The organism is Butyrivibrio fibrisolvens, assembly GCF_023206215.1.
Lineage (GTDB): Bacteria > Bacillota > Clostridia > Lachnospirales > Lachnospiraceae > Butyrivibrio > Butyrivibrio fibrisolvens_C.
In genome coordinates, this window is sequence record NZ_CP065800.1 from 1048500 (window position 1) to 1071500 (window position 23001).

Here is a 23001-nt window from a genome sequence, read left to right on the forward strand (position 1 = left end):
AAAGCAAGTGCAATTGAGTGTTTGAGGTGGTATAGTTATTAAAAATCCTAAATAAACAGCATAAAAAGGGGATGGGGAAATGTATTACGTAGAAGTTATTGTTCTTTTGATCATCGGTATGTACGGCCTTGCGCAGGCTTTTGTAAGAAACAGCGTTGCAAAAGATTCTAAGGGCAATGCTAAGAGCACAAAGCCTATTAAAGTATCCGGTGCACTTCTTGCACTTGTGTCATGGCTTCTGGCTGGATATATCATCTATCATTATCTGGGAGTGTAAAAAGTTTGAAAGTGTTCCACTTTCAAACCCAAATTGGTGTCGCGAGCACCACCAATTTGAAGCATTAGTTACTTCCTTTTCTCGCGACATGAGGTTAAAACATGGCATTATGAATGAATTCAACGCTTTAGAATGCATTAATAAAATCTGGGACAGATTACAAAAGGCAGGGTTATTAAATGGCGGAAGCGGGAGTATTCACAGTCTTTTGGCAGATCAGGGCGGATGCAGGATATTTGAAGAATATGTTTATCCATATAGCGCTTCAAGGATGCATAGGATGTTCTCTGTTACTAAGTCTTTTGTATCTCTTGCTATAGGCTTTCTTATAGAAGAGGGGAAGTTATCTTTAGAAGATAAGATCGTGACTTTTTTCTCTGAATATAAGCCTGAAGGGGGATTCCATCCGTATCTTTCTGATATGACGATCAGGGATATGCTTCGTATGGAGACCTGTCATACGTCTACGACCTACAAGTTCCATATAAATATTAACTGGGTCGAGAGCTTTTTTGTCACACTGCCTTCTCATAGAAGCGGCAAGGTGTTTAATTATGATACTTCATCGTCACATACTCTTGCGGCTCTTGTTAAGAAGTTATCCGGTATGGGAGTGCTTGATTATCTTAGGACCAAGATTCCTTCGAAATATATTTTTTCCAAAGATGCATATATTATCACTGACCCTTTTGGGGACGAGATAGGCGGGGCAGGGCTTATGTGCTATCCTGAGGATCTTCTTAAAGTTGGAAGATTCGTAATGGATGAGCTTTTGAAAGGTGATAAGCTGTGTGATGGTCAAAACGGGGAGAGCCTGTCAGAGGACGCTGCCTTGGCATTTTGTAAAGGTGATCATTGCACAGAGGTAACAAGCTTTGGAGATTATATTAAAGAAGCTGTGAGCTTTAAAGTTCCTAATATCCAGACCGGCCAGGTGACTGAGGAGCGGCAGGGATACGGATATCAGTTCTGGCGGATCAGGGGCGGCTTTTGTATGTACGGAATGGGTGGTCAGTACGTCCTGTTCTATCCCCAGTATGATCTTGTGATCGTGACAACTGCTGATCTTCAGAATATTAAGGGCGGCACCCAGCCTCTGCTTGATATCATTCACGATAGCCTTTTGGAATATGCTCCTTCTTTTTCCAAGTATGAAAAAGATATAGAGGAGTGCACTTTATTAAAGAATTATAGCCCATGTTTTGACTATACTTATAGAATACTTAATGAGCCACTGACTGATGGTTTTAAAGAATCAGGTGATAAGGCAAGGTTTGAGTCTTTTCATATAAGTTATGGTGATAGTGGCTGCCTGTCCATAAAGCAAAGATCGGGTAGCGGCGTCATAGATTACATTATTCCTTTTGATCTGACTAAAGAATGTGAAGGAAGTCTTCCTCTTGTGGATCCTGCCACAGGGCAGTCTCTAAGCGCCACCAGCAAGGAAGTTCCTTTTATATCCAAATCCGGATGGACGGCAAGTGATACTTTATATATAGAACTGAGCCTTATAGGAGAAGATGTTGGATCTATCCATATCAACATGAATATTTCTGCTGATAATCTCACAGTTCAGATGAGGAAGATAGTAGAAGCAAGGTTTGAAGACTTTACGGGATTTATCGAAGGTGTGGCAGATAGTATTTAGAATATTAGCATAGCTAAAACATTTGGAATTTATTATTTCTCGCGATGTTATTGTAAATATGTCATAATAGATATGAACGGTATAACGCACATATCTGTTATGACTTTTTTATTTGCAAATTTACTATCATGCGGGGGACATAGATATCAATAGGCAGTAAATGGGAGAGGTTTTGCCTCATGAAAAAGTCTTCTCTTGCTGTTCTGTGTACATGCATCTTAATAGTTAATTCTATAGCGCTTCCTGTACTTGCGGCAAGGCAGCCCTCTGATACCTTGACGGATTACAGGGATATATTTATTGATGCCTTAAATGAAGCGAGACAGGAAGTTGGTCCTGAAGAAGATTACAGCGGCATGACAGATGAACAGAAGCAGGAAGCTATAGAGAAGGCCGAGGAGGAAGATGACAAGGCAAGGGATGAGGCTAAAGAAAGCGTAGAGAATATTCAGGATGATCTTAAGGATCAGCAGCAGGCATCCGGCCCTGTAGGTATAATCATTGATGCTGATATGTCCACAGACGTAGATGATGTCACAGCAGTTCGCATAGCGCAGGAACTTGAGTATCAGGGACTGTGCGATATCCTGGGCTTTGCATACTGCTCCAGGAATCCTTCAGGCAATAATATCAAGGCAGCAGAAGGCCTTTTTGACTATGCAGGACTTACAGACGTACCTATAGCCAAGGCGTCTGTAAGCTATGAATACGGTGGAAACGGAGATTACTGGGGAGTTTTGTGGCAGTACAAGACTACAAGTCATCCCGTATACGACAATGCCGTAACTATGTACAAAGAAGTCCTATCCGCCCATGACGGTAAGATAAGGATAGTGACTACCGGATTTCTAACTAATATACGTGAGCTTCTCAAAGATCCCCAAGGCTATGAACTTGTCAAAGACAAGGTTGATGCTATCTATATAACAGGAGGAGAGTATCAGGGACTCTGTTATAACCTCTCCTATGATGAGACCAGGGTTGGAGCCACTGATTATGTTGTTAAGAATAGCCCTGTACCATTGTATTTCACAATGGATGTCCTTGGTGCTATAAGATGCGGAGGTCATCTTACTAAGATGGATACAGCTAACAGTGATATCTTGTCCAAGGCATATGCACAGTTCGGTCTTGAAGATGGCCAGAACTACGGCAACTGCGATGGAACAGCGGTATACTGTGCGGTGACTCAGGATACAGGTTATGGAGGATACTTCGAAGCTATCCCTTGCGATTTTAAGATCAATCTAAGTAACGGAGGTGTCATCACTCAGACCAGGAGTGATACAGTTACCGGAGTATATATGCTGGAAGCTACCTATACAAAAGATAAATATGTACTGTACGGATCAGCGACTTATACTAATCTTTTTGATTCATTTATTGAAGCGGATTATCTTAGAAGGCATCAATAAAACGTTGCGAACGTTTCAAGTACATCACTGTACTTGAAATACGTTTGGCATTCGTAGTATGAGGTTTAGTGTGAAAAATTGTATCGATATAACAATTTTTCACACGGCTATTTGATACGAGCCCAAATAGCCATTATGGCAAATCCAAATCTGATATTCATATTGCCAGACTCTCACAAGTACTCGTCATGAAGGAATAATATGAACAACTTTCATTCTAAGTATAACTTTATAGTGGCAGTCCTGGTAGCCTCTATGGTTTTGGGGCTAATGTCTTGCAAAGCATTTAGAAACTCATCTATAGAGGTTATATTTGCTGACAATATTATTCAAATAGACTGCGGTGACAACTATACTATAAAAAGTGAACCGGATGATAATGGCATATATACTATAAAGCATAAAGAAGATGGAAAAAATATATTGTTATCTTTCTATACAGATGCAGATTTTAGCGCTCTTGAAGCTGATATGATGACCTGGACCAGAAAGGGTTATGTGACCGGAGCTTCTTTTTTATTTGATGCATCAGGAAATGGAAAGCTTGATTATAGCGGGTTTGATGGTACGACTTCATACTATAGGCAGGTTAGATACCTGGCAGGTACAGACATCTATGCCATATTAGATGCTGCGTCAACAGTAGACATGACAGAACTTGACCAGATAAGCATTGTGGTCAAGGAGATCTCAGCGCCTTTTGACCACTCCAAGAGAATCAATGAACTTGCCAATTATATGCAGAACTATGCAGGAACCAAAGCCAATATTGAAGAAGGTCAGAAGGCTTATGATGGAAGCTCTGCTGCAAGTGGTGATGGGGGATTAACAGATGCATCCGGCATTGGAACATCCCCTTTAGATAATGCCAACATAGATGAAAGTCTCTTGACATTGGACGGCGTTACAAGTGTGCTGGAAGAGTTTGGATATACTAGTACATCTAAAGAAGAGACTGATGATTATAAGACAATCCTATATACCAAGGCAGGAAGTGCAACTCAGATAAGTCTTACGATCATGTATGATCTTTCGCAAACAGATGATCGCTACAGGGATGAGCTTTCATCAACAGGATATGACAAGGTTCACAATCCGGTAGTAATGCGCGTTCCGAATGATGAAGGATATGCAAGGTACTATGCAGCAATGCATGATGATGACGCAATACTTATAATATATACAGATGATGCAGATGAGTGCAGCAGGATTTGTGCAAGGTTTGGACTTGTATATCAGGCAGATTCTGATGCCTATGATGAGATAACCTATGGAGAAGAACCGGCAGTCCCTGCAGAAGGCGTTGTAGATCTGTCCCTTGAAAAATACAGGGCAGTAGCATCATATTTTGGAATAATCGATGATATCTCCGAAACTCTTGATGATGGTAATATTGTGGGCGGAGATTTCATGGACGGGACGACTATGAGCCATGCGTATGTGGATTCCAGATATGTTCAGGCGACATTTGAAGAGATGCTCAAAGCTTATGGGATACAAGGCCCTAACCCATGTGTATTCAAGATGAATTCAAGATTTATAGTGATAGCATATGATACAGGTGGTAATATAATCATGGTGTCCAGTACGTCAGGAACAAGGCTTGCCAGGATATGCGGATATTTCGGACTTGATGTTACCAAGGATGACCAATGACAATAAAAAATTATAAGAGGAGAAGAGAAGTATGATTTATGGTGGTATTGAAGCGGGCGGAACTAAGATGATATGCGTTATAGGCGATGAGAACGGCAGGATACTTGACAGGATGCAGATTCCTACCAAGACTCCCGAAGAGACTATGCCTATAATGATCGATTATTTTAAAGGCAAGGATATCAAAGCTCTCGGAATAGCATGCTTTGGGCCTATTGATCTTAACAGGGATTCTAAGACCTATGGTTATATAACATCTACGCCCAAGCTTGCCTGGAAGAACTATGACATAGTCGGTGCTTTCAAAAAAGAGCTGGGTGTACCGATAGGTTTTGATACAGATGTTAACGGATCACTCCTTGGAGAGATAACCTGGGGATGTGCCAAAGGCCTTACGGATGCTCTGTATCTCACTATAGGAACAGGTGTCGGCGGCGGAGTTATGGCAGGTGGCAAGCTCCTGCACGGCATGCTCCATCCTGAACTTGGACATATCAAAATGGCAGTAGCAGATGGAGATACATATAAAGGCAAGTGCCCATACCACGGAACCTGTTTTGAAGGAATGGCAGCAGGTCCTGCTATTGAAGACAGATGGGGCAAAAAAGCTGTAGAACTTGCAGATGACGATAAAGTCTGGGACCTTGAAAGTACATATATAGCTCAGGCTCTGTGCACATATATCCTGACACTTAGCCCTCAGATCATCATCCTTGGCGGAGGAGTAATGCATCAGGAGCAGCTCTTTCCACTTATAAGGAAAAAAGTCCTGGAGCAGCTAAACGGATATATTGTAACCAAAGAACTTAAAGACATAGATAACTATATAGTTCCTGCCAGCCTAAACGATGACCAGGGAATAATGGGATCCATAAAGCTTGCAATGGACGCAGATATCTAATTTATTGAAACTTCGCACTTGCCAAACATACGCCACCCTTTGAGGCAGCGCCGATGCGGATAGTTTATAATGCATTTTCATATCTTGAAGGTGTTATAATTCAGGGCATGATATCTGGATTTTTATATTCTAGGGTCTGAAACTCGCTTCGCTCAGACATGCAGACCCTAAGAAGAATATAAAAATCCATCTCTCATGCTCCTGAATTTTATAACATCTTCAAAAGATATGAAAATGCATTATAAACTATCCGCATCGGTGCTGCCTCAAAGGGTGGCGTATGTTTGGCAAGTGCGAAGTTTGAGAAAATTAATCGATTAAAATTAAAAAAGCTTATATCTATCAGATTCGGCATGATAATAATGCTTAATAAGATGGATATAAGCTTTTTAACATTTTGACAGTTTTCAAAAACAATAGATGCTAACACAAGCGAAGATTATATTATAATATAATCATAGAAAATAAAAGGGAAGCAGCGCATAGAATCGTTCCTTGGAATCGGTAACTTGGAATTTGGGACTATAACAAATGAAATCAAAAGCTGATTTTATTTGTTATAGTCCTGAAGGCAAAGCCCCTACTTACCGTAAAGCCATGCGCAGCCATCCTGTTAACAACAATATTTAAGCAAAAAGACGAGGTATTTTTATGATCGATCAGGAAATGAAACAGGCCGTTCTTGACGGCTTTGCAAAAGAATTTGGCGATAACGAAGGCGTTAAGTGCTACTTTGCACCGGGCCGTGTAAACCTTATAGGAGAGCACACAGATTATAACGGCGGTCACGTATTCCCATGTGCACTCACAATCGGAACATACGCCGCTGCCAGAAAGAGAGATGACCGCGTAATGCGCTTTGTATCTCTTAACTTTGACGGTTCAAGACGCGAGACATCCCTTGATGACCTTGTTCCAAACGATCCCAAGGCTGGCTGGACCAATTATCCCAAGGGTGTTGTATGGGCTTTTGAAAAAAGAGGAATGAAGCTTGAAACAGGCTTTGATATGGTTATCATCGGTAACATTCCTAACGGATCAGGCCTTTCTTCATCGGCTTCACTTGAAGTCCTGACAGGATTTGCTCTTCGTGATATGTACGGATTTGATGTTCCTAATCAGGAACTTGCTCTTATCGGTCAGGATGCAGAGAACAATTTCAATGGTTGCAACTGCGGAATCATGGATCAGTTTGCATCTGCTATGGGCAAAAAAGATAATGCTATTTTCCTTGATACGGCAGACCTTTCATTTGAATATGCTCCGATCCATCTTGATGGAATGAAGATCGTAGTAACTAATACTAACAAAAAGCATAAACTCACAGATTCTCAGTACAATGCAAGAAGAAGTGCATGTGAACACGCCCTGTCTCAGATGCAGACAGTTTGTGATATCAAGGGACTTGGAGATCTGTCTATTGAAGAGTTCGAAGCTCACAAGGATGTTATCACAGATGATGATGAAAGAGTAAAGGCAAGGCATGCAGTATATGAGAATCAGCGCACACTTGATGCTGTAGCAGCTCTTAAGGCAGGTGACCTTGAGAAGTTTGGTAAGCTTATGAACGCTTCTCACGTATCCCTTCGCGATGATTATGATGTAACCGGTATAGAGCTTGATACTCTTGCAGAAACAGCTTGGAAGGTAGACGGCGTTATCGGTTCACGTATGACAGGCGGCGGATTTGGCGGCTGCACTGTTTCTATCGTCAAGGATGATGCAATAGAAAGTTTCAAAGAGCAGGTTGGCAAGGCTTATAAGGATAAGATCGGCTATGACTGCACTTTCTATATCGTATCAATCGGTGACGGACCGAGAGTTATTGAATAATATTCATCAGACTTAGCTACAAAATAAAACATTCTTGAAGATCATTTCAAGGATGTTTTATTTTCAAAAAATTCTTACAGTTTTATCATGAGGTGACAAATAAAATGATAGATAAAAATATTATAGACCTGGTTGCTTATGCATATCGCACAGGCCTTATAGAAAAAGAAGATATAGTTTACTCTCTCAATACAATACTTATGCAGTTTTCTCTTACAGAACTTGAGGGAACAGAAGATGATGTTATTAAAGAAGCAGAAAGCATTGATCAAAAGAAGATTGATGACGGAACATATCTTGAAGATACAATGAAAGTTCTGTGTCAATATGCAGCAGATAATAAGATCATAGAAGGAACAACACCTGCCTATACAGACCTTTTCGATACAAAGCTCATGGGTATACTTACACCAAGACCAAGCGATGTTATAGGCAAGTTCAAGGATCTTTATAAAGAGGATCCTATTAAGGCTACAGACTGGTACTATTCTTTTTCCAGAAATACTGATTATATAAGAAAATATAGAATCGCTAAAGATGTGAAATGGGTAACACCTACAGATTATGGCAACCTTGATATCACTATCAATCTATCAAAGCCTGAGAAAGATCCCAAGGCTATCGCAGCTGCAAGAAATGCTAAGCAGTCAGGATATCCCAAGTGCCAGCTTTGCAGAGAAAATGAAGGATATTCAGGAAGACTTGACCACCCGGCAAGAGAAAACCACAGGATCATACCGGTCACTATCAATAACAGTAACTGGTTCTTCCAGTATTCACCTTATGTATATTACAATGAGCACTGCATAGTTTTTAACTCACAGCATGTACCTATGAAGATAGAGCATGCAACATTCTGTAAGCTATTTGATTTTGTTAAGCAGTTCCCTCATTATTTTGTTGGCTCCAATGCTGATCTTCCTATAGTAGGAGGATCTATCCTTTCACATGATCACTTCCAGGGCGGACATTATGACTTTGCAATGGCCAAGGCACCTGTGGAGAGGACATTTACGGTTAAGGGATTTGAAGACGTAGACAGCGGAATAGTTAAGTGGCCGATGTCTGTAATACGTCTGTCAGGAGATGATACAGACAGGATCATCGCTCTTGCTGACAAGATCCTTGAAGCATGGCGCGGATATAGTGATGAGGAGGCATTCATCTTCGCAGAAACTGATGGTACACCTCATAATACCATCACACCGATAGCCAGAATGCGTAATGGCAGATATGAACTTGATCTTGTCCTTCGTAATAATATAACAACAGATGAGCATCCTCTTGGGGTATTCCATCCGCATGCACAGCTTCATCATATCAAGAAGGAGAACATCGGACTTATAGAAGTTATGGGACTTGCGGTTCTTCCTGCACGTCTTAAGGATGAGATGAAGAGCCTTAAGGATGCTATACTTAATGGGCGTGATCTTAGAAGCGATGAAGTCCTTGAAAAGCATGCAGACTGGGTAGATGAGTTTTCTAAAAACTACGACAAGATTGATGCTACCAATATCGATACTGTAATTCAGGATGAGATCGGTAAAGTGTTTATGCATGTCCTTGAAGATGCCGGAGTATATAAACGGACACCTGAAGGACAGAAAGCTTTCGACCGTTTTGTAACATCATTGAATTAATAGAATAATGAGCCACGGGGGTTATTGTAGGAGCGATTATGGTTAGAAAAACTAAAGCGGTAATGGATAGAGTTAACGTCGTATGTGAGCGTCTTGATAACGAGTATGGCACAGATACGCGTACATATCTTGATCATAGGGATGCATTTGAACTTCTGATAGCAACTATACTTTCAGCTCAGTGCACTGACAAAAGGGTCAATATGGTAACTCCATCTCTTTTTGCCAAATATCCTACGGTACATGATTTTGCAACTGCCGATGTTAAGGAGCTTGAAGAAGCGATACATTCTATAGGCTTCTATCATGCCAAGGCAAGGAATATAATAGGCTGCGCCAGGAAGCTTGAAAGTGATTTTGAAGGAGAAGTTCCCAGAACTTTAGAAGAGCTTACATCCCTTCCGGGAGTTGGTCGTAAGACTGCCAATGTCATAAGAGGCAATATCTTTGAAGATCCCAGTATCGTTGTAGATACACATGTTAAGAGAATCTCCAAAAGGCTTGGGTTTACAGATTCTGATGATCCTGTAGTTGTAGAACAGGACCTTATGAAGATACTGCCAAGGCAGAACTGGATCAGGTACAACATACAGATAATCTATCTGGGACGTACTATCTGTAAGGCACCAACGCCAAGGTGCAGTGAATGCTTCTTGAAAGATATATGTCCTAGTTATAAATAACTAAAACTGCCCAAATGGGAAGTTTGCCAATAATCACCCGGCCTCTTTAGCAAGATATTCTTCGATAGAATCTTTGTTCATGGATTTGAGCTCTGCGGCATAAGGCTGCAGGGCTTTTATTTTGCTGATCGCTTCAGCCTTGGTCAGTCCCAGATGATTTTTGTAGATATCACATAACATATGATAGGTTTCTGATATGTCGCACTTGGTAGATACTGAGAATTCAAGAAGTGATACGACTTCGCTGTACAGACCTTCTGTGTACAGAACGTCAGCCCATTCCTGCAAAGTCTTGATCAAAGTTATATAACTTGCGTCATATTCCATAAGCTTAACTATATTGGCGGCGCCGTACATAAGCTTTAGGTCAGTATTGGTTATACCGGTAAGGTTCACGATCTTTCTGGTATCCTTAGCAAGGTTTCTGATAGTATATTCCATATGGTCTATCTCTTTGTGGCCTGTAAGGGCGCCAAAAGGGAGTGTTTCCAGAGGGATGGAGATATAATCAAGGTCTTTAAGACTCTTAACTGGCGCAAGATTCGCTTCCTTCTCTCTTGCAAGGAAACTCTGCTGACCGGTCATTTTCTTGGAATCCTTGTGCATCTCATATCTAAGCCACGCACAGAAGATGATGAAGAGAAATAAAAAAGTTGGAAAGCCAATATTATTAAACAAGTTTCCGTTCCCCCAAAAAGTGGTATAATGACGTGAGGATTATTAAGTTACATTCTATATATAATATAACACAAGGGTTAAGGGAGTTGACAGCAAATAGATTACTCCCTATAAAGAGGACTATTATGAAGAAAATTGTGATTGGTTTAGCCTTTATGGCTGTGCTTATCTTGGCTCCATCAATGATAGCGCAGGCTAAGACACAGGCTAAAATCCCGAACGGAGTTACTATTGGAAGTGTAGATGTTTCAGGTATGACACATGATGAAGCCTATGCAGCAGTTTCGTCATACATGGATACACTATCTAGTGCAAATATCACCTTAAAAGGTGCAAGAGATGAAGATGTAGTTACAGTAACAGCAGCAGATCTTGGCCTTACCTGGACCAATACTGATGTAGTGGAGAGTGCCCTTAATATAGGAAAAGAAGGTAACGTAGTTCAGCGTTACAAGCAGCTCAAAGATGTTGCCAATGGCGGCGTAGCACTGGATCTTGAATACGCTTTTGATGACACCATGATAATGGATGTATTTGCAGGAAAGTGCGATACATTTAACGTAGCTGAAGTTGACTACGGTCTTACAAGAGAGAATGGAACTTTCAGCGTTGTAGATGGTAATACAGGATATGAGCTCAATCAGACAGCTTCTATAGAACTTCTTCAGAACTATATAACAGATGGCTGGGACGGATCAGACTTTGATATCGCTCTTTCTGTAGATGTTACAGAGCCTAAAGGAAGCGCAGAGGAGCTTGCCAAAGTTGGAGACGTTCTTGGAACATACTCAACCAGCTATAAAACTTCCGGAGCAGCCAGAAGCGGCAATATTTCAAATGGATGTAAACTTGCAAGTGGCATAACTCTATATCCCGGTGATGAGTTTTCTATGCTTGAGAATATCACACCGTTTACAGAGGCTAATGGCTATTTTCTTGCAGGATCATATCTTCAAGGACAGGTAGTAGAGAGCTTTGGTGGCGGAATCTGTCAGGTTTCTACTACATTGTACAATGCAGTACTTAGAGCAGAGCTTGAAGTTACCGAAAGATATAACCACTCCATGATAGTCAATTATGTTGATCCTTCTGAAGATGCTGCTATAGCAGAAAATGGCGGCAAGAACTTCAAGTTCAAAAATAATACTGACTATCCTATCTATATAGATGGATATACTACTTCTAGTAAAACTATTACATTTACTATATATGGCGTTGAGACAAGACAGGCTGGAAGAGTTGTAAGTTATGAAAGCGAAGTTCTCGAAACAACCGTTCCTACCACAGATACATTTGTACTTGATTCATCTCAGCCTGTAGGTTATGTCAAGGTTACACAGTCAGCCCATAACGGTATCAAGGCGCAGCTTTGGAAGATAGTCACAGTTGATGGCAAAGAAGAAAGCCGTGAAGTTGTCAATTCCAGTACCTATACAATGGTTCCAAGGATCGTTGCAGTAGGAACAGCAGGCGCTGATGAGAATGTCCTTGCACAGATCAATGCAGCTATAGCAACAGGTTCATATGATCAGGTAGTAGCTACAAGTAGTTCGATGGCAGCTGTCATAGCAGCTCAGAGTCAGCAGATAGATCCTGCTACGGGACTTCCGATAGACCCTGCAACAGGCCTTCCTGCTACTACAGATCCAAGTGTGGCAACACCTGATGCAGCGGCTTCCCAGCAGACAGATACTACAGGAAGTGAAGCGCAGAGCGCAGATGGGACAACAGGCTGATGAGAATTGGTAAGATCACAGAGAATGTCTTAAAAAGATCTGTATGGAAGCAGATCCATAATGGCAGATATAAAAATGGCGCAGCAGGATATACCGACTGCGCCTGTTTTGGAACTAATGAGATAGACACAGATGCACGCAGAAACAATAATAAGGAAAATCCATCTGTAAATCGTAACGACTTCAAAGGCAATGAAATATTGTCATCAGTTCATACAGTGACTGCTGATGTAAAGCACTGCGGCAAATATGCTGTTGCCTGCGCCTGCAACAATATCTTTGCAGGAGGTGGGCAGCCAAAGCAGGTCTTATTATCCATAACACTTCCTAAGGACTGCGAAGAACAGGTACTAAGGCAGATCATGAAGGATGCCGAGGCTGCTGCTATATATAATGGAGCTGAGATCGCAGGAGGACATACAGAAGTATCAGAAGCTGTTAATCATCCTCTTGTAACTGCTACTGCAGTAGGATATAAAGATGTGATTTCAGATAATAAGTCAATCTCCGTATCAGATGAATGCAAGGGACAAGTGGCAGATACGATAATAAAACCTGATATGAGGTTAAAGAATGCAGCAGACTGCGATATAGTCGTTACCAAATGGATCGCCCTGTCTGGATGCGCTATGCTTTCTGAAGATAGGAAAGATAAGATCATAGAAAGGTATCCATCTTTTATCATAGATGCAGGAACGTCTTTTGGCAGTATGGACTATCTCAGCATTAAAGATGATGCTCGTATTGCCAGGGAAAACAAAGCTGTATGTATTCACGACGTATCAAGCGGCGGAATATTCGCAGCCTTGTGGGAACTTGGACAGATGACAGGATGCGGTATGGAAGTGAATCTTAAGGCTATACCCATAAGGCAGGAGAGCGTTGAGATCACGGATGTATTTGATGTTAATCCATACCTTCTTGCATCAGCAGGGGCGCTTCTTATAGCGACTAGAGATGGTTCTCTAATGGTAGATGCTTTAGAAAAAGAAGGAATACCATCAGCTATCATAGGTAAGCTCACCAGTGGCAATGATCGTATCATTATAAATGAAGATGAGACAAGGTTTCTGGATCTGCCTCAAAGTGATGAGATTCATAAGATATTTTAATGATCTGCAGTAATTTTGCTATATAGTCATAGACTTTTTGACATTAATTTCACTGCGTAATCATAGGCATTTTTTGCATATGCAAAAGCATGGAATAATTATACATTTTCTGTTAATATACTAAAAAATAATGAATAAAACATAATAAGTAAAAGCATAACAAACTTGTTATGGCCGCTGCTGCGGCAGAAAGGATAGACATGGCCCTTAGAGAAGAGATTTTATCAGTCATTGAAAAAAACAGCCGAATCGGCATAGACGAGCTTTCAGCCGCGATCGGCGCTGCGGAGATAGATGTCGCCAATGAAGTCAAAGCTATGGAAGATGAAGGAGTCATCTGCGCTTATCATACTATGATAGACTGGTCCAAAACCTCTATAGAGAAGGTCATGGCCCTTATTGAAGTTAAGGTTACACCTACAAGAGGTATGGGATTTGATTCTATATCAGAGCGTATCTATAAGTTCCCTCAGGTTTCAAGTCTGTATCTTATGAGCGGATCTTTTGACCTTATGGTCATCGTTGAAGGCAAGAGCCTTCTTGAAGTTGCTAACTTCGTTAATACCAAGCTTGCAGTACTTGATACCGTTCAGAGCACAGCCACACACTTCATCCTTAAGAAGTACAAGGATCATGGAACGATACTTACTGCCAAGTACGAAGATACAAGAGAGAAAGTCTCTCCGTGAGGTATTTACGCATATGTAGTATCTGTATGCCTATAGCAGGCATAAAAGGTGCTTCATATTACATACAATGAAGGGATGGATATAGACCATAATGAGAAATCCGTTATCAGATAAAGTTATAGATATAAAGCCATCAGGCATCAGAAAATTTTTTGACATAGTTCAGGATATGGACGATGTAATATCACTTGGTGTAGGCGAACCAGATTTTGATACGCCCTGGCACATCCGTGATGAGGGTATATACTCACTTGAAAAGGGTAGAACCTTCTATACATCTAATTCCGGCCTTAAAGATCTCAAACAGGAAGTCAGCAATTATGTAAAAAGGACTCAGGGTATAACCTATGATCAGGCAAGCCAGGTATTCATAACAGTCGGAGGTTCTGAAGCCATAGACCTTGCAATGAGAGCTATGGTCAATCCGGGAGATGAAGTCCTGATCCCGCAGCCATCATATGTATCTTACGAGCCCTGTGCTATCCTTGCAGATGCAGTGCCTGTTATCATCAATCTTAAAGAAGAGAATGAATTCAGACTCACAGCAAAGGAACTTGAGGATAGTATCACAGACAAGACCAAGATCCTGGTACTTCCTTTTCCTAACAATCCTACAGGAGCTATCATGGAGAAAAGCGACCTTGAAGCTATAGCCAAGGTTATATTAGAGCATGACCTGTACGTGATATCAGATGAGATCTATTCTGAACTTACCTATAAAGAGAAGCACGTATCTATCATCTCCCTTCCTGGCATGGCAGAGAGGACCATCTATATCAATGGTTTCTCCAAAGCCTATGCAATGACAGGATGGAGACTTGGATATGCCTGCGGACCTGCTAATATCATAAGACAGATGATCAAGATCCACCAGTTTGCAATAATGTGTGCACCTACTACCAGCCAGTATGCAGGTGTAGAGGCTCTTAGAAACGGCGACGAAGATATAGCTGTTATGAGAAAAGAGTACGATAGGAGGCGTAAATATCTTCTTCATGAATTTGATAAAATAGGTATAGACTGCTTTGAACCATACGGAGCATTCTATGTATTTCCTAACATAAAGAAGTTCGGTCTGTCTTCGGATGATTTTGCAATGCAGCTTTTGGAAAAAGAAAGACTTGCGGTAGTTCCTGGAACGGCTTTTGGCGACTGCGGTGAGGGATTTATAAGAATATCTTATGCGTACTCACTTGAAGATCTTAAGAAAGCTCTTGAGAGGCTTAAGCACTTTATCGACGGACTTGAAAGATAATATAGGAATTCTTATCATCCATTGTTATCAGCAATAAAAAAGCGTCACCTTATTAAAACAATAAGGCGCCGCTTTTTTTATAAATTTTAGTATTCAACTCTTGTATCAAAGAGATTGGACTCGAACAGTCTGTTGAAACCAAGCCATCCGGGTTCGGTTGCATTCTCTCGTATCTCTTTAAAGGTTTCCATCTTGGCATCTGTATCATCTGCCATGTTAAGAGCTACAGCTTCCATAAGGACAGGCTTCTTGGGTGATCCGTATTCAAGCTGACCATGGTGAGCGAGGATGCAGTGCTCAAGCTCCTGATCCAGAAGAGTTGGGAAACCATCGATCTGTCTTACAAGATCATGTATCATCTGAGCACCCATTACTATATGGCCCATGAAGTTACCGCAGTCTGTATAGTCATTTTCAGGGAATGCAGACAGCTCCTTGGTCTTGCCTATATCGTGGCAGATAGCAGCTGTTATGAGAAGGTCCCTGTTAAGTGATGCATATGATGTGCAGTAATAATCACACAGCTTTGCAACGCTAAGAGTATGCTCTAAAAGTCCGCCGATGAATCCGTGGTGTACGGACTTGGCAGCAGATGACTTACGAAATGCTGCTATGAATTCCTTATCTTCTACAAAGAGCATCTCTAAGATTCTGTGAAGATACTGGTTCTTGACACTGGCGATCAGTCCAAGGAGTTCTTTGAACATCTCATCATTATCTTTAGAAGAAACAGGCATATAAAGAGCTGGATCATATTCACCTTCACGGCAGATGCGGGCTCTCTTGATATTAACCTGAAGCATTCCGTTGAAGCTTGTTGCTTCGCCGCATACTTCGATGAAGTCTTTGGAATCAAAATCATCAATTCCTGCACTGTTAGGATCCCAGATCTTGGCGTCTACACATCCAGTTTTATCCTGGAGGATGACATTGTCATAAGGTTTGCCGTTTTTGGTGGTAGCAGGAGTCTTGCTTTTACAAAAATAGATATCCTGTATTCTGTCACCTGGTTTCATGTCTTTTATAAATTTCATATCTGTAATACCTTTCCAAAGGCCGGACTATGCCAAAGCCCTAAGTAATAATAATATTCCGATAATAGCAAGTCAATTGTAAGAAATGCCGATTCTCTTTATTTGGTAGGAGCATCCTCGAGAGTAGCTGACAAGGTAAGCTCTGTATAATCATCAGGTGTTTGCCTCATTACGGTTATTGATACACTATCTCCTGACGACCTTGCATATAGAAGGCCGAGAAACTGGCTGTAAGATGTAACTTTTTCGCCGTCAATCTTGGTGATGATGTCTCCGCTTTGAAGACCGCAGTCCATTGCAGGAGACCCGGTTTCTATCTTGCTGACATATACGCCGCTTGGAAGAGTTCCGTCTTCTGTAAGATAAGACGGAATATCGCCTGCGTGTATTCCAAGATATGGAGGAACTATTCCGTTAGACAGGTTCTGGATCAGGTTTTTGACATCAGATATACCGATAGCGGATATAAGATTTTCAAGCCCTGTGTCGTTATAGGACATATCTATGACTCCAATGACGCTTCCTTCAAGATTTATTATGAATCCGCTGGCAAGAGGACTGGCATATATATCTGTAGTCATAAGTGTGTACCTGCTGTCAGTAAGATCCAGAACTCTTCCGGTAGAAGTGATCATGCCATAGCAAAAAGACTGCGGAGTTCCGGTAGGTGATCCTATAGCGATAACAGGTGTGCCCTGAAGTCCGGCTGTAAGAGACGTACCAAGAGTAGCAGCAGCGATATTGTCCTTGGTATCTTCAGGAATATCGGTATTGGATACACTTATGATACATAGACCTGTAATATGATCGGTTGATTTGATAACCGCACTTACTGCATTGTCATCATAGAATGATACCATGATGGTCTCAGCGCCGCTTAGATTACTGCTGTCTGCAAGTATTAGAGTCTCAGAATCTGTTATAGCGACTATAAGTCCTGAGGTTGAGGCCTCTCTGACAAAAGAATCATTGATAAAATCAGTATCGGAAGTTGCGGCAGTTACAGTTACGATAGAAATCTCTGCGGATGTAGCGACTTCTTTTAATGAATTATAGATTGATGCATAGTCAGAAGATGACAGGCTAAGGGAACTAAGAGCAGCAGCAACTTCTTTTTCTGCAGCTTCTGTAACACTTTCATTGACGGAAGCCTGAGCACTTGCGGCATCGGCAGCAGCCTTCTCTTCTTCACTTGCGATAAGATCTTCGCGCTGTATCTCATCACTTACAGTTTCTTTGGGAAAAGAAACTTCAGTTTGTGACTTGTTGGATGATCCTATCTGATTGCTAAGTAGTGGCTGTAACAAAAGGAAAGTGCAGCAGGCAACAATTCCGAATATGATAGCCATTACTATGGTTGTAATAGTACGTCTTAAAAGCTTCTTGGAATTAATAGGACGGGATTTGATCTTCTCCCTCATAAAATCGGTATTAGCAAGTGGCTGACCTTCATCGTCAGTTGCTTCGATATTATCTAAATCCTCTAAATCCTGGCTTTTAGTATCCGTTTTTTTGGAATCTTTATTTGGCATAATGCGGCCTCCTAAGCAGTAATATAGAAACATTTTATCACATTTGGAAGGTGTTGATTATTAAGGTTAAAAACTTGCCGATAGAACTGTGTTAGGCTATTATAGAATATGTTAGATAATTGGGGAATTGTGCATTTATAGGCGGTTTATGTAATGAATGAGAAAGTTTTAAAAGTACTTGAATACGACAAAATAATTGAAATGCTTGTATCGCAGGCAGGTTCTGATCCGGGAAGGAAGTTATGCAGAGAGCTTCTTCCTATGACGGATATAGATGAGATAGGTAAGGCACAGATCAATACAGCTGATGCAATTGCCAGGATATTTCAGAAGGGCTCGACTTCTTTTGGCTCCAATACTGATGTATCAGGATATGTCAGAGCTCTTAAGATAGGCGCATCACTTGATGCTGCGGCTCTTCTAAAGATTGCTTCTATGCTTGAAAATGTTGCAAGGATCAAAAGCTACGGAAGACGTGATAAGGAGGAGACTCCTTCTGATTCACTCACAGATATGTTCGAAGGTCTTGAACCTCTTACACCTATATCAAGGGAGATCAGAAGGTGCATCATATCAGAAGATGAGATTGCTTCTGATGCAAGTCCTGCGCTTGCTCATATAAGGCGTAGTATTGCTCTTACAGGTGACAGGATCCATGATAAGCTTAATTCCATGGTCAACGGATCCATGCACAGCTATCTACAGGACAATGTCATAACCATGCGCGATGACAGATACTGTCTGCCGGTTCGTGCTGAGTTCAAGTCTCAGGTATCAGGTATAGTACATGATCAGTCATCATCAGGATCAACTCTTTTTATAGAGCCTCAGGCAATAGTAGAGCTCAACAACAAGCTTCGTGAGTTCATGCTCGAAGAGCATAAGGAGATCGAGAAGATCCTTGCAGAGCTCTCTGCTCAGACAGGTGATTATGTACAGGCACTTATAGACAATGCAAAGCTTATGACAGAGCTTGATTTTATTTTTGCAAAGGCATCTCTTGCCCTTTCCATGAATGCTACAACTCCTGTCATGAAGAAAGATCACAGCTTCAATATAAGAAAAGGTCGTCATCCGCTCATTGATAAGAACAAGGTAGTTCCTATCGATGTGTACTGCGGCGGTGATTTTAATATGCTGATAATAACAGGCCCCAACACAGGTGGTAAGACTGTAACTTTAAAGACAGTAGGTCTTCTGACACTTATGGGACAGTCGGGACTTGCTATACCTGCAGGTGACAGATCAGAGCTTTCAGTATTTGATGAAGTGTATGCGGATATAGGTGATGAGCAGTCTATAGAGCAGTCCCTATCTACATTCTCATCACACATGACCAATGAAGTTAAGATACTAAATGAAGCCAATGAAAATTCACTGTGTCTGTTCGATGAGCTTGGTGCAGGAACAGATCCTACTGAGGGCGCAGCTCTAGCTATATCTATCCTTAATGACCTTCATAAGCGCGGCATCACTACCATGGCTACAACTCACTATGCTGAGCTCAAGGTATATGCCCTGTCTACAGAGGGAGTTAAGAATGCAAGCTGCGAATTCGATGTTTCAACGCTCAGACCTACTTACAAGCTCCTTATAGGTGTTCCGGGTAAGTCCAATGCTTTTGCAATATCTTCTAAACTTGGTCTTCCGGACAGGATCATAGAAGCTGCCAAAGAGCAGATCGGAAGCGATGATAAGAGATTTGAAGATCTTCTTGCAGATCTTGAGAAGAACCGTGTACTTGCAGAAAAAGAGCGTACTCTTGCAGAAAGATACAGACTTGAGCTTTCAGAGCTTAAGAAATCTTATGAGGAAAAAGCTGACAAGCTCGATACTACACGCGAAGAGATCTTGAGGCGAGCTAACGAAGAAGCAAGGGATATCCTTGCTGATGCCAAGAAAGTTGCGGATGATACTATAAAGAGCTTCCGTAAAGCAGGTAAAGATGCAGGAATTCAGGAACTCGACAGAGAAAGATCCAAGCTCAACAAGCATATCTCTGATAAGAATCAGAAGCTCTCTGTAGCTGCAAGTGATAAGGATAAAGGGCACAAGATCCTTAAGGAGAGCCAGATAAGGCTTGGAGACAGCGTCAAGATCGTATCCATGGGCCTTAAGGGAACTGTATCTACAATGCCTGATAAGTCCGGCAATATGTTCGTCCAGTGCGGTATCATACGCACCAGAACCAATATCAAAGATATAGTTCTTGTAGCTGACGAAGAAGAAAAGAAGATTACCAAGAAGTTCAAGATGGATGCGTCCACTTTTGAAAATAACAGATCAAAGGGCAGAAAACTTGATCTGTCCAAGGGACGTGACATACATCATGAAGTCAACCTTATCGGAATGAATTCTGACGATGCGATACATGAGATGGAGCAGTATCTGGATCAGGCATATATGTCACACCTTCCAAGTGTACGAGTAGTGCATGGTAAGGGATCCGGAATATTAAGACAGGCTGTTCAGCAAAGGCTCCGTTCGATTCCGTATGTTAAGAGCTTTAAACTCGGCGAATACGGCGAAGGCGATTCCGGTGTTACTATAGTGACTTTTAAGTAAATTACAGACAGACTAAAAAGGGAGAATGAAATGGTTAATAAGCAGAAAATATTGATCGTAGATGATGACAGCAATATCGCTGAGCTCATCTCTCTTTATCTGGTAAAAGAGTGTTATGACACTCAGATAGCCGGTGATGGAGAGAGCGCTCTTGAAATGTTCAAAAGTTTTCAGCCGGATCTGATACTCCTTGATCTGATGCTTCCCGGCATAGACGGATATGCAGTATGCAGAGAGATAAGAGCAAAGTCTCAGGTTCCTATCATAATGCTGTCAGCAAAGGGAGAGGTCTTCGATAAGGTACTGGGCCTTGAAATGGGCGCAGACGATTATATGGAGAAGCCCTTTGATTCAAAGGAACTTGTAGCAAGAGTCAAGGCTGTCCTTAGAAGGACCAGAATGGCTCCTGCCCAGAAGGAAGAAACTGATGATAAGGTTGTAAGCTATCCTGACCTTGAGATCAATATGACCAACTATTCCGTTACTTATAAAGGACAGAGAGTTGAGATGCCGCCCAAGGAACTGGAGCTTCTGTACTTCCTTGCAGCATCACCTAATCATGTATTCACACGAGAACAGCTTCTGGACCAGATCTGGGGATATGAATATATAGGTGATACTCGTACTGTAGACGTACATATAAAGAGACTTCGTGAGAAGATCAAGGATCATGAAAAGTGGAAGATAGCTACAATCTGGGGCATTGGCTACAAGTTTGAAAGTGTGTAAACACACTTTCAAACCCACATCCAAGGATGTGGTACATGAGCCACACCCTGCGGGTGAGGCATTAGTACAAGTTCGAGAGTGTTTAAAAACACTCTCGAACCCACATCCAAGGATGTGGTACATGAGCCGCCCCTTCAGGTGCGGCATTAGTACAAGTTTGAAAGTGTGTGATTGGATATAGATGAAGCGTACAATATATCTTAAATTCTTAATTGCATATGTGTTGTTTGCTGTATTTGGGTTCATAGCTGTGGGTACTGTTATATCCAACATGACCATGGAGCACTGCAGGAGGGCAAGGGCTGAGAGTCTTTATTCAGAAGCTACTCAGATTGCCAATACCTATGCTACTGACCTTTATAACAGTGACACTACCATCTCCAGAGTTCAGACTCAGCTTATAGATCTGTCAAGATATATGCAGGCAACGATCTGGATCATCAATCCTTCAGGACGGCTTGTCATAGACTCCAGCAGGGTTCTTGATGAGAATACTGAAGTTGTTGTAGATGGTTTTGATCCGACAGTTACTGGTGGGACATACTATACAGTCGGAGACTTCTTTGGAACTTTTCCGGAAGAGGAACTGTCTGTATTTGCACCTATTACTGCCAATTATAAGGTAAGAGCATATGTTGTCATACATACTCCTATGAGTGCTATTAAGACAGAAGCCAATGAGCTTTTGAATATCTCATATCTTCTACTTATAATCCTGTTCCTTCTGTCTGCTATTATTCTTATATTTTTTACAGAATTGGTATATATACCTCTTAGGAAGGTTACGACAGCTACGGAGCAGTATGCTGCCGGCAATATGGATTATAAGTTCACCCTGGAATCTGATGATGAGATAGGATATCTGGGCGCTGCCGTATCCTACATGGCAGGAGAGATCGCAAGATCAGAAGAGGATCAGCGCAAATTCATCGCCAACGTATCCCATGACTTCAGGTCTCCACTTACATCTATAAGAGGATACCTTCAGGCTATGATAGACGGAACCATACCACCTGAGATGCATGAACACTATCTTCAGGTTGTACTTAATGAGACAGACAGACTTACCAAGCTTACCAACGGACTTCTGACCCTTAACAATATCGGAAGCGGTATGATGCTTGAGAAGGCGGAGTTTGATATTAATAAAGTCATAAGAGATACTGCAGCTACTTTTGAAGGAACCTGCAGATCCAAGATGATAGCTATAGAACTTGTCCTTACAGATGAGCAGATGATAGTACTTGCAGACATGGGCAAGATCCAGCAGGTTCTCTATAATCTTATGGACAATGCCATCAAGTTCAGCCATAACGATTCTGTTATCAAGATAGAAACCACTGAGAAGAAGAACAAGATCTTCGTATCAGTCAAGGACTCAGGAATAGGAATTCCCAAAGAGGATCAGAAGATGGTCTTCGAGAGATTCTATAAATCCGACCTTTCAAGAGGCAAGGACAAAAAAGGCACAGGACTTGGCCTGTCTATTGTAAAAGAGATCATCAAGGCACACGGTGAGAATATCAATGTGATCAGTACAGTTGGTGTCGGAACCGAATTTGTTTTTTCCCTGCCCAAGGCCAAGGTCATGGATGAAGATATTGTGTGAGGCAGTGCG

At 41.5% G+C, this 23001-nt stretch carries 18 protein-coding genes; 15 read left to right on the forward strand and 3 right to left on the reverse strand.

What is annotated here, in order from left to right:
* The first annotated feature begins 79 nt into the window (after positions 1-79).
* The 8 genes from I7804_RS04280 to nth all read left to right on the forward strand — a co-directional run bounded on the left by I7804_RS04280 (position 80) and on the right by nth (position 10053).
* Complete coding sequence (locus I7804_RS04280; protein ID WP_022759005.1) at positions 80-277, forward strand: hypothetical protein; 198 nt, start codon at positions 80-82, stop codon at positions 275-277.
* An 88-nt stretch (positions 278-365) separates the two neighbouring features.
* Positions 366-1925 carry a serine hydrolase domain-containing protein gene (locus tag I7804_RS04285; RefSeq protein ID WP_248405104.1) on the forward strand — a complete coding sequence of 520 codons (1560 nt, stop codon included), beginning with the start codon at positions 366-368 and terminating at the stop codon, positions 1923-1925.
* Positions 1926-2104: 179 nt separating this feature from the next.
* Positions 2105-3340 (forward strand): nucleoside hydrolase, encoded by a 1236-nt coding sequence (locus I7804_RS04290; protein WP_248405107.1) that lies wholly within the window; start codon positions 2105-2107, stop codon positions 3338-3340.
* Positions 3341-3541: 201 nt separating this feature from the next.
* Positions 3542-4996 (forward strand): hypothetical protein, encoded by a 1455-nt coding sequence (locus tag I7804_RS04295; RefSeq protein ID WP_248405110.1) that lies wholly within the window; start codon positions 3542-3544, stop codon positions 4994-4996.
* 31 nt (positions 4997-5027) lie between these two features.
* Positions 5028-5897 carry an ROK family protein gene (locus I7804_RS04300; RefSeq protein WP_022755771.1) on the forward strand — a complete coding sequence of 290 codons (870 nt, stop codon included), beginning with the start codon at positions 5028-5030 and terminating at the stop codon, positions 5895-5897.
* 651 nt (positions 5898-6548) lie between these two features.
* Positions 6549-7730, forward strand: a complete 1182-nt coding sequence (locus I7804_RS04305; RefSeq protein ID WP_022755256.1) for a galactokinase — start codon at positions 6549-6551, stop codon at positions 7728-7730.
* 104 nt (positions 7731-7834) lie between these two features.
* A complete protein-coding gene (galT, locus tag I7804_RS04310; RefSeq protein WP_092044362.1) occupies positions 7835-9370 on the forward strand; it encodes a UDP-glucose--hexose-1-phosphate uridylyltransferase in 1536 nt (511 codons plus the stop codon).
* Positions 9371-9408: 38 nt separating this feature from the next.
* Entirely contained in the window at positions 9409-10053 is a 645-nt protein-coding gene (gene nth, locus I7804_RS04315) for an endonuclease III (RefSeq protein ID WP_022755254.1), read from the forward strand.
* 33 nt (positions 10054-10086) lie between these two features.
* Here the strand turns inward: nth and I7804_RS04320 are convergent, their stop codons facing one another.
* A complete protein-coding gene (locus I7804_RS04320) occupies positions 10087-10731 on the reverse strand; it encodes a hypothetical protein (RefSeq protein ID WP_248405113.1) in 645 nt (214 codons plus the stop codon).
* 125 nt (positions 10732-10856) lie between these two features.
* Here I7804_RS04320 and I7804_RS04325 point away from each other — a divergent pair, with 125 nt between their 5' ends.
* The 4 genes from I7804_RS04325 to I7804_RS04340 all read left to right on the forward strand — a co-directional run bounded on the left by I7804_RS04325 (position 10857) and on the right by I7804_RS04340 (position 15523).
* Positions 10857-12467 (forward strand): VanW family protein, encoded by a 1611-nt coding sequence (locus I7804_RS04325; protein WP_248405115.1) that lies wholly within the window; start codon positions 10857-10859, stop codon positions 12465-12467.
* The gene (locus I7804_RS04330) at positions 12467-13579 is read left to right on the forward strand and encodes an AIR synthase related protein (RefSeq protein ID WP_248405117.1); all 1113 of its coding nucleotides are present in this window, start codon (positions 12467-12469) and stop codon (positions 13577-13579) included. Before I7804_RS04325 ends, I7804_RS04330 begins: the two co-directional genes overlap by 1 nt.
* Before the next feature lie 170 nt (positions 13580-13749).
* Positions 13750-14268: an Lrp/AsnC family transcriptional regulator gene (locus I7804_RS04335; RefSeq protein ID WP_248405121.1), complete on the forward strand. Its 519-nt coding sequence runs from the start codon at positions 13750-13752 to the stop codon at positions 14266-14268.
* Between the two features lie 91 nt (positions 14269-14359).
* The gene (locus I7804_RS04340) at positions 14360-15523 is read left to right on the forward strand and encodes a pyridoxal phosphate-dependent aminotransferase (RefSeq protein ID WP_248405123.1); all 1164 of its coding nucleotides are present in this window, start codon (positions 14360-14362) and stop codon (positions 15521-15523) included.
* Positions 15524-15609: 86 nt separating this feature from the next.
* Here the strand turns inward: I7804_RS04340 and I7804_RS04345 are convergent, their stop codons facing one another.
* The gene (locus I7804_RS04345; RefSeq protein ID WP_248405125.1) at positions 15610-16557 is read right to left on the reverse strand and encodes a 3'-5' exoribonuclease YhaM family protein; all 948 of its coding nucleotides are present in this window, start codon (positions 16555-16557) and stop codon (positions 15610-15612) included.
* 98 nt (positions 16558-16655) lie between these two features.
* Positions 16656-18089, reverse strand: a complete 1434-nt coding sequence (locus tag I7804_RS04350) for a S1C family serine protease (RefSeq protein ID WP_027215976.1) — start codon at positions 18087-18089, stop codon at positions 16656-16658.
* A 153-nt stretch (positions 18090-18242) separates the two neighbouring features.
* Between I7804_RS04350 and I7804_RS04355 the strand changes: the two genes are divergently transcribed.
* The 3 genes from I7804_RS04355 (at position 18243) to I7804_RS04365 (ending at position 22992) form a co-directional block, all read left to right on the forward strand.
* Positions 18243-20654, forward strand: a complete 2412-nt coding sequence (locus tag I7804_RS04355; protein WP_248405128.1) for an endonuclease MutS2 — start codon at positions 18243-18245, stop codon at positions 20652-20654.
* Between the two features lie 30 nt (positions 20655-20684).
* Positions 20685-21383, forward strand: a complete 699-nt coding sequence (locus I7804_RS04360; protein WP_022755244.1) for a response regulator transcription factor — start codon at positions 20685-20687, stop codon at positions 21381-21383.
* Positions 21384-21564: 181 nt separating this feature from the next.
* Positions 21565-22992: a HAMP domain-containing sensor histidine kinase gene (locus tag I7804_RS04365; protein WP_022755243.1), complete on the forward strand. Its 1428-nt coding sequence runs from the start codon at positions 21565-21567 to the stop codon at positions 22990-22992.
* The last annotated feature ends 9 nt before the right edge of the window (positions 22993-23001 follow it).